The organism is Streptomyces flaveolus, from assembly GCF_014648815.1.
Taxonomy (GTDB): Bacteria; Actinomycetota; Actinomycetes; order Streptomycetales; family Streptomycetaceae; genus Streptomyces; species Streptomyces flaveolus.
In genome coordinates, this window is sequence record NZ_BMRV01000028.1 from 22,657 (window position 1) to 31,219 (window position 8,563).

Consider the following 8,563-nt stretch of genomic DNA (forward strand, 5'->3'; position numbering starts at 1 on the left):
GCCCCTCCGCTTCCCGTCCCTGGGGCTTCATCGTGGCAGGACGTTTCGCTCCCCGGCCCACGCGTACGACCGTGCGCGGCGGGGAGACCGTCGTGCCCGCGGCCGGAGTGCCGGTGCCCCGGCAGGCCGTCGCCTCCGGAAAGGTACGGGTGTGGGTGCCGGACGGGCCGCTGGAGCTGGGGCTGGTCCTCGGGCCGCTGCGGCGCGGGCCGGGCGACCCGACCTTCCGGACGACACCGGACGGCTCGGTGTGGCGGGCAACCCTCACGCCCGCCGGGCCGGGCACGCTGCGGGTCTCCGCGCGCGGCGGTGAGGTGCGGGGCGAGGCCTGGGGGCCGGGGGCGGAGTGGCTGCTGGAGCAGCTGCCGCGGATGCTGGGCGCCGACGACGACCCGTCCGCGTTCGTGCCCCGGCACCGGCTGCTGGCCCACACCTCGCACCGGCGTCCGGGGTTGCGGCTGACGCGGACCGGGCTGGTGCTGGAGTCGCTGATCCCGTCGATCCTGGAGCAGAAGGTCACGACGCTGGAGGCCTACCAGGCGTGGCGGCTGCTCGTACGGAAGTACGGCGAGCCGGCGCCGGGGCCCGCGCCCGCGCGGATGCACGTGATGCCGGCGGCGCGGACGTGGGCGCTGATCCCGTCCTGGGAGTGGCACCGGGCCGGGGTCGACAACAAGCGGGCCTCGACCATCCTGCGGGCCGTGCGGGTCGCCGCGCGGATGGAGGAGGCGGCCGGGATGGAGCCGGCGGCGGCGCAGGCGCGGCTGGAGCTGGTGTCCGGCATCGGGCCGTGGACCTCGGCGGAGACCGTACAGCGCAGTCATGGGGCGCCGGACGCGGTGACGGTGGGGGATCTGCATCTGCCGGGGATCGTGGGGTTCGCCCTGGGCGGGGACCGGGATGCGGACGACGCGGTGATGCTGCGGCTGCTGGAGCCGTATGCCGGGCAGCGGCATCGGGCGGCTCGGCTGGTGTTGCTGAGTGGGCGGGTGCCGGGGAGGCGGGCGCCGCGGATGGCTCCTCGGGGGATCGAGCGGCTCTGACGGGGCGACGTGCGGGGGCGCGTTGACAGGTGCCCGGTGGTGGTGCGGGGCGGGACGCTCCCCGGCGCAGGCGGAATGCCCGGCGCTGCGGAATGCCCGGCGCTGGTGCGGGGCGGGGTGGGACGCGCGGCCCGGCGTCAGCGGGGTGCCTCCCCCACGCTCGGCTGCGCTCGCGCGGGGGACCCCCATGAGCGGGGGACCCCCACCGCCGCCCACCCGGACCGCCCCCGGGGTACCTCCCAGGGGGTTCAGGCACTGGGGGAGGCACGACTGCCCGCAGCTACGGGAAGAGCGGCCCGCGGCTGGGGCGGCGGCGGAGCTGCCCGTGGCTGGGCGGTGCAGTCGGTCTCGTTACGTCGCGTCCGAGGAGAAGCGGACCGAGGCCGGGGGTATGTGGGCGTTGCACCAGACGCGGACGCCCGAGCGGAGTTCGTTGTCGGCGCCAATGATCGCGCCGTCGCCGATGACCGTGTCCGTGAGGACCGAGCGGGTGCCGACGCGGGCGCGGGTGCCGATGAGGGAGTCGGTGATGACGGCCCCCGGTTCGATGACCGCGCCGGGCAGGATCGTGCTGCCGAAGACGCGCGCTCCCTCCGCGACGAAGGCGCCCTCGCCCACCACCGTGCCGCCGGTCAGCTTGGCGTCGGGCGCCACGGTGGCCGTCGGCAGGATCAGGCGGTCACCGCAGCGGCCCGGCACCGCCGGGGACGGGGCGCGGCCGAGGACCAGGTCCGCCGAACCGCGCACGAAGGCCGCCGGGGTGCCCAGGTCGAGCCAGTACGTGGAGTCGACCATGCCCTGGAGGTGCGCTCCGGTGGCGAGGAGTTCCGGGAAGGTCTCCCGTTCGACCGAGACCGGGCGGCCCGCAGGGATGGTGTCGATGACCGACCGGCGGAAGACGTACGCCCCCGCGTTGATCTGGTCGGTGACGATCTCCTCCGGGGTCTGCGGCTTCTCCAGGAAGGCCAGGACCCGGCCCGTGTCGTCCGTGGGGACCAGGCCGTACGCCCTCGGGTCGGTCACCTTCGTCAGGTGCAGGGAGACGTCCGCGCCCGTCGTCTCGTGGGTGCGCACCAGCGCGCGGATGTCCAGGCCCGTCAGGATGTCGCCGTTGAAGATGAGCACCGGCTCGTCGGGGCCCGAGTGCAGCCGTGACGCCACGTTGCGGATCGCGCCGCCGGTGCCGAGCGGCTCCTCCTCCGTGACGTACTCGAGGTGGAGGCCCAGGGACGAGCCGTCCCCGAAGTACGGCTCGAAGACCTCCGCCAGGTAACTCGTCGCGAGGACGATGTGCTCGACGCCCGCCGCCTTCGCCCGCGCCAGCTGATGGGTGAGGAACGGCACCCCGGCCGCCCTCACCATGGGCTTCGGGGTGTGCACCGTGAGCGGGCGCAGCCGCGTGCCCTTACCGCCGACCAGGAGGATCGCTTCTGTCACCTGTCGTCTCTGCTTCCTGCCGGGACCGGCCGAACTGTGTTTCGGCCGGCCAGTGTATGCAGACCGTTCCATGGCGCCTTCGATGGCCGTGCGGTGGTGCGTCCTCAGCGGCCCTGGTACTTCGCCGCCGAGGAACGGGCCGTGCCGAGCTTTCCGTAGAGCTGCTTGCCGGGGCAGCTCGTGGCGAAGCCGTCGCGGTGACCCGAGATGACGTTCAGTCGTACGTTCTTACCTTTTCGGTAGAGATTGCCACCACCGGACTTCAGGTATGTCTTGCCGCGCGGATTCATGCCGTAGAGACCGAGCTTCCAGGCGGTGAGCCGGGCGACGGCCTTGACCGCGGCGGACGACGGTTTCTTCGAGCCGTAGGTGCCTAGGACCGCGATTCCCATGCTGTTGGAGTTGAACCCCATGGTGTGGGCACCCAGTACCGGCTTCGACACTCCCCCGGCGCGGCCCTCGTAGATCTTTCCGCACTTGTCGACGAGGAAGTTGTAGCCGATGTCCCGCCAGCCCATGCTCTTGACGTGGTAGCGGTAGATACTGCGAATGACGGACGGGGCCTGTGAGCAGCGGTAGTTGTTGCCCGTGGCCGAGTGGTGCACGAAGGCCGCCTTGACCTTCTTCGTGTACACGAACTTCTTCTCGCGCAGCTTCTCGTTCGCGCCCCAGCCGCGGCGCGTGGTGATGCTCGGGCGCGGACCGACGTACGGCTTGGCCTTCTGCTGTTCCGTCAGCGTGCCGAGGGCGAGGAGTTCGCTCTCGGTCTGGAGCCGGCTCAGTGCGGGGATCTCGGTGGCGCCGAGGGGTGCGAGGCCGGCGTTGGCGGCGGAGGCGTCGAGGCCCTCGAGGGACGCGAAGACCTCGGCGGACTCGGCGGACCCGAGGGCCTCGGCGGCGGCCCCGATCGGTTCGACGGATTCGGCGGTTTCGGCGGTCTCGGTGGTCTCGGTGGTTTCGGCGGTTTCGGCGGTTTCGGTGGTCTCGGTGGTCTCTGCGGCGGTTTCGGTGGTCCCGGTGGTGAGGGCCGTGGTGCGGGGGCCCTCGCCGGAGGCCGCCTCGTCCGTGGGGGGTTGGGGCGGGGTGCCCTGGCCGGGGTCGACGAGTTCGAGGCGCATGCCGGTGGGGAGCGGGGACGTGGTGGCGGCGTCCGTGGTGCCGTCCTCGTCGCCCGCGCGCACCCGCACCTCCACGCCGTCCGACTCGCCCACCCACAACGGGGCGGTGGCGCCGCGTACCCGTCCCGACGCGCTCTCGGCGGTGCCCGGGTCGGCGGCGTGGTCGGCGTTGTGCGTCTCGAGGTCCTGCCAGTCGGACCAGGTGCCGGTGGCGGTGGCGCGGGTGCGGACCTGGACGCGGCCGTGCAGTTCGGTGGCCGGGTCGTCCCAGACGACGCCGACCAGGGAGAAGTGCCGTGTGTCCCGGCGGGGGACGCCCTGTTCGGCGGTGCCGGGGGCGGTGGAGGCGCGGTCGCCGGCGAGGGGCGCGAGCGGCAGCGACTGGGTGCTGCCGGGGACGTACGCCGCGGCCGGTGCCGGTGCCGGTGCTGATGCCGGTGCCGCTCTTCCGGTGACTGCCGTCGCCGTCGTGGGTGCGGCGGTGAGCGGGAGGGCCAGGGCGGCCGCGCAGGTGACGCCTATTGAGGAAGTGAGGAATCCATGCATGCCCCTGATCCTGGACATGACCGGACAAATCTGTCCATGCGGGATGTGACGGCCCGTAGGGCTTTTTCGCCCGATCCGGTGGCGGTGATGTGCCCCGTCCGCCCGGGACGCGTCCTCGGTCCCGCGTACGCTTGTGCGGGTGAACGCGACCGACCGCACCCCTGCCGACCTGCTGAGTTCCGCGCTCGCCGCGGACCCGGGACGCCCCCTGGTGACCTTCTACGACGACGCCACCGGCGAACGCGTCGAACTGTCCGTGGCCACCTTCGCCAATTGGGTGGCCAAGACCGCCAATCTGCTCCAGGACGAACTGTCCGTCGAACCCGGTGACCGGGTCGCGCTGCTGCTGCCCGCGCACTGGCAGACGGCGGTGTGGCTGCTGGCGTGCGCGTCGGTGGGTCTCGTCGCCGACGTGGCCGGTGACCCGGCGGCGGCGGACGTGGTGGTGAGCGGGCCGGAGCCGGAGTCGCTGGAGGCGGCGCGGGCGTGCTCGGGTCCGCGGATCGCGCTGGCGCTGCGGCCGCTCGGGGGGCGGTTCGCGCCGGCCCCGCCGGAGGGCTTCGCCGATTACGCGGTGGAGGTGCCGGGGCAGGGGGACCGGTTCGTGCCGTACGTGCCGGTGGACCCGGAGGCTCCGGCACTGATCGTGGCCGGGCGGGAGTTCAGCGGGGCGGAGGTCGTGGAGCGGGCTCGGGCGGAGGCTTCGGGGCTGGGGCTGACGGGGCCGGGGGCACGGATTCTGTCGGGGTTGCCGTACGACACGTGGGAGGGGTTGAACGCGGGGTTGTACGGGCCGTTGGCGTCGGGGGGGTCGGTGGTGCTGTGCCGGCATCTGGAGCGCGCGGGGGACGGTGTGGTGGATCAGCGGATCGAGGCGGAGCGGGTTTCGGTTACGGCGCGGTGAGTTCGTGCGGCGGTTGAGGGAGCCGGCGTTGACGGGGCGCGGGCCCGGGTGGGTGACGCGGCCCGCGCTGACGGGGTGCCGTCGCTGGGCCGGTGACGGGGCCCGGCGTTGACGGTGCCGTCGCTGTGCCGGTGGCGCGGCCCTGCGCCGGCTCGGCGCCGGGGTGGGTGACGCGGGTGGGTGACGCGGCCCGCGCTGACGGGGTGCCTCCCCCGCTCTCGGTTCCGCTCGAGCGGGCGGACCCCCACCGCCCACCCGTGCCGCCCCCGGGGGTACCTCCCAGGCCGTTCAGGCACTGGGGGAGGCACGACTCTGCCCGCGGCTGGGGCAGTAGGACTGCTCGCGGCTGAGGCGGCATCGACGGTCGCGGCTGGGGCGGGGTGGGGGCCCGGCCGGGGTGGTCGGCTGTGCGGGCGCGGGCTCGGTTCCCGTGGGAGTGACCCGTTCGGCTCAGTCAGGGCCGGGGGTGCGTGAGGGTTCGGGTCATGATCGGGGGAGCGCGCACGCCGGGCACGCTCGTACGGCATGAGGGGTTGAGGCAGACGTGAGCGACAGCGCAGGCGCTTCCTCCGACGGAGCCGGGACCCTGGGGCCGGGGGCGGGGGCGTCCGCGACCGGGGACGGGCTGCGGCGTCGGCGACGGCGGCGCCGGCTGCGGAACTCGGGCGTCGCGGTCGCCGTGCTCGGCGTCACGGCCGTGGGCGTCGGCTGGGCGGTGTACGCCAAGCTGAGCGCGAACATCACCGCCGACGAGGCGGCGGCGGCCGAGCTCGCCCGGTACGAGAAGGAGCGGCCCACCTCCCTGGTCCGCGGCGCGCAGAACGTGCTGGTGATCGGGTCGGACACCCGCTCCGGCGACGGCAACGAGCGCTACGGGCGGGACACCGGGACCGAGCGGTCGGACACCACGATCCTGCTGCACCTCGCGGCGGGCCGGGACAGCGCCACCGCCGTCTCGCTCCCCCGCGACCTGATGGTGAACGTGCCCGGCTGCCACCGCCGGAACGGCTCCGGCACCGCCCCGGTGTTCACCCAGCTCAACTACGCCTTCGAGGCGGGCGGTTCGGCATGCACCATCCGCACGGTGGAGAAGCTGACCGGCATCCGGATCGACCATCATGTGGTCGTCGACTTCCAGGGCTTCAAGAAGCTGGTCGACGCGCTCGACGGCGTGGAGGTGTGCCTGAGCAAGCCGGTCGACGACAAGGACGCCCAGCTGAGACTGCCCGCCGGACGGGTGACGCTCGACGGGGAGCAGGCCCTCGGTTACGTCCGGGCCCGCAAATCGCTCGGCAACGGCAGCGACACCGACCGGATCGACCGGCAGCAGCGTTTCCTCGGGGCGCTCGTGAACAAGGTGCAGAGCAATGACGTACTGCTGAATCCGGTGAAGCTCTATCCCGTGCTGGACGCGGCCACGTCGTCCCTGACGACCGACCCGGGCCTGGCGAGTCTGCGGGGTGTGTACGACCTCGCGCGCGGCCTGCGTGGCATCCCCACCGAACGGGTGCAATTCCTGACCGTCCCCCGGGAGTCGTACGCGCGTGACGCCAATCGCGACCAGCTCGTGCAGCCCGACGCCGAGAAGCTGTTCACCCGTCTGCGGACGGACGAACCGGTGGCGGTCGCGGCGGACGGGCGGCGGACAGGGGGCGGAAACGGCTCCGGTGCCGCGGTCGCGGGCGAGCCGGGAGCCGGCGATTCCCCGCAGCCGACGTTCAGCGGGAACACCGCCGCCGAGGACATCTGCGGGTAAAGCGCGTTCCAAGACGGCGCAAGGCGGAGCCAAGACATGCGCGGCGCGGCGGACACTTGTCCAGGAAAAGGGGCGGATTGACCGGTTGTAAGGATCGTGGAATGTGTCACCGTCGGCGCCGCACGCCGAATCGGGCGGTTAGTGTGAGCGATCCGGTGTGCCCGGCCACGAGGTTCCGTCCTGGGGGTCGCGCACTGTGTGACCGAGACCGGGCGCCTTGAGGGGAAGGCGCCGCGTGGCCCCGACGGAGGATCGGACAACCGTGGACGCGCAAGGCCGTGGGCGGGCAGAGGACATCGACCCCGCAGACCAGTGGGTGCTCAACCCGGACACCGGCGAATACGAACTGCGACTGGCCCCTTCCGCAGCGCAGCCGACGGCCCCGGGCCCCCGCGGCTCGGGCGGGCCGGGCCCCTCCGGAGCGGCACGCGCCCGTACCGCACAGGCGTCCGCGCCCGTGACCACTCCGGGGCGTGCGGTCCCGGGTCCGCGCAGGCGGCGCGCGGAACCCGACGAGCCGCCTCCCGGTCGGCGGGGCCGGCGGCGGCCGGCGAAGAAGAAGTCGAAGGGCAAGAAGGTCCTGATGTGGACCGGCGGCACCATGGCGTTCGTCGTCCTCGGTGCCGCGGCGGCCGGGTACCTCTACCTGGAGCACCTCAACGACAACATCCAGTCCGTCGCCGACGACGGCGCGAGCACCGGTGGCTTCCAGAAGGACAGGGCCATCAACATCCTGCTGATCGGCACCGACAAGCGCACCGGCGACGGCAACGAGGGCTACGGCGACAGCGGCAGCGTCGGCCACGCCGACACCACGATCCTGCTGCACGTGTCCAAGGACCGCTCCAACGCGACCGCGCTCAGCATCCCCCGCGACCTGATCGTCGACATCCCCGACTGCCCGACCACGCAGGAGGACGGGACGAAGAAGGTCATCCCCGGTTCCACCGGCGTCCGCTTCAACACCAGCCTCGGCCAGGACGGCCGTACGCCCAGCTGCACCATGCGGACCGTCACCGAGCTGACCGGGGTCACCCCCGACAACTTCATGGTCGCCGACTTCAACGCGGTCAAGACGCTGACCTCGGCGGTCGGCGGGGTCGAGGTCTGCCTGGCGAAGGACATCGACGATCCTGACTCGCACCTGAAGCTGTCCGCGGGCACGCACACCATCGAGGGCGAGCAGGCGCTGGCGTTCGTGCGCACCCGGCACTCGGTGGGCTTCGGCGGTGACCTGAGCCGCATCCAGATACAGCAGCAGTTCCTCAGCGCGCTGATGCGCAAGCTGAAGTCGAACGACACGCTCACCAGCCCGTCCAAGATGGTGAAGCTGGCGGAGGCGGGCACCAAGGCGCTGACCGTCGACGCCAAGCTGGACAGCATCGGCAAGCTGAAGGACCTCGGTCTGGAGCTGGGCAAGCTCGACACCAAGAACCTGACCTTCACCACGGTGCCGGTGGTCGACAACCCGGCCGAGAAGGTCAAGTCGACGGTCGTCCTCCAGGAGCGGCCCGCCGCCGAGGTCTTCAGCATGATCCAGAACGACGTCTCGTTCACCGAGGTCAAGCAGCAGCAGAAGAAGGAGGCCGCGGCCGTCGCGGCGCGCCTGCAGGGCACCAAGTCCGAGCCGTCCGAGATCCGCGTCCGCGTCCTCAACGGCGGCGCCCCGGGCGGCAGCGCCGGGAAGGAACTGCTCTACCTCCAGAACGAGGCGGGCGTCACCAAGTCCGAGAACGCCGGCAACGCCCCGGCCCCGCTC

At 72.6% G+C, this 8,563-nt stretch carries 6 protein-coding genes; 4 read left to right on the forward strand and 2 right to left on the reverse strand.

Annotated elements, in window-relative coordinates:
* The first annotated feature begins 32 nt into the window (after positions 1-32).
* Positions 33-1,043 carry a DNA-3-methyladenine glycosylase family protein gene (locus tag IEZ05_RS35585; RefSeq protein ID WP_189234467.1) on the forward strand — a complete coding sequence of 337 codons (1,011 nt, stop codon included), beginning with the start codon at positions 33-35 and terminating at the stop codon, positions 1,041-1,043.
* Between the two features lie 351 nt (positions 1,044-1,394).
* On the opposite strand, the gene manB is transcribed toward IEZ05_RS35585, so the two are convergent.
* Positions 1,395-2,480, reverse strand: coding sequence for a mannose-1-phosphate guanylyltransferase (gene manB, locus IEZ05_RS35590; RefSeq protein ID WP_189234468.1), 1,086 nt, complete (start codon positions 2,478-2,480; stop codon positions 1,395-1,397).
* Between the two features lie 104 nt (positions 2,481-2,584).
* Positions 2,585-4,144 carry a peptidoglycan recognition protein family protein gene (locus tag IEZ05_RS35595; protein WP_189234469.1) on the reverse strand — a complete coding sequence of 520 codons (1,560 nt, stop codon included), beginning with the start codon at positions 4,142-4,144 and terminating at the stop codon, positions 2,585-2,587.
* Positions 4,145-4,283: 139 nt separating this feature from the next.
* Between IEZ05_RS35595 and IEZ05_RS35600 the strand changes: the two genes are divergently transcribed.
* The 3 genes from IEZ05_RS35600 to IEZ05_RS35610 all read left to right on the forward strand — a co-directional run.
* Complete coding sequence (locus IEZ05_RS35600; protein WP_189234470.1) at positions 4,284-5,048, forward strand: TIGR03089 family protein; 765 nt, start codon at positions 4,284-4,286, stop codon at positions 5,046-5,048.
* 544 nt (positions 5,049-5,592) lie between these two features.
* Complete coding sequence (locus tag IEZ05_RS35605) at positions 5,593-6,804, forward strand: LCP family protein (RefSeq protein WP_189234471.1); 1,212 nt, start codon at positions 5,593-5,595, stop codon at positions 6,802-6,804.
* 262 nt (positions 6,805-7,066) lie between these two features.
* On the forward strand, positions 7,067-8,563 hold a 1,497-nt coding region (locus IEZ05_RS35610), incomplete at its 3' end, for an LCP family protein (RefSeq protein WP_189234472.1).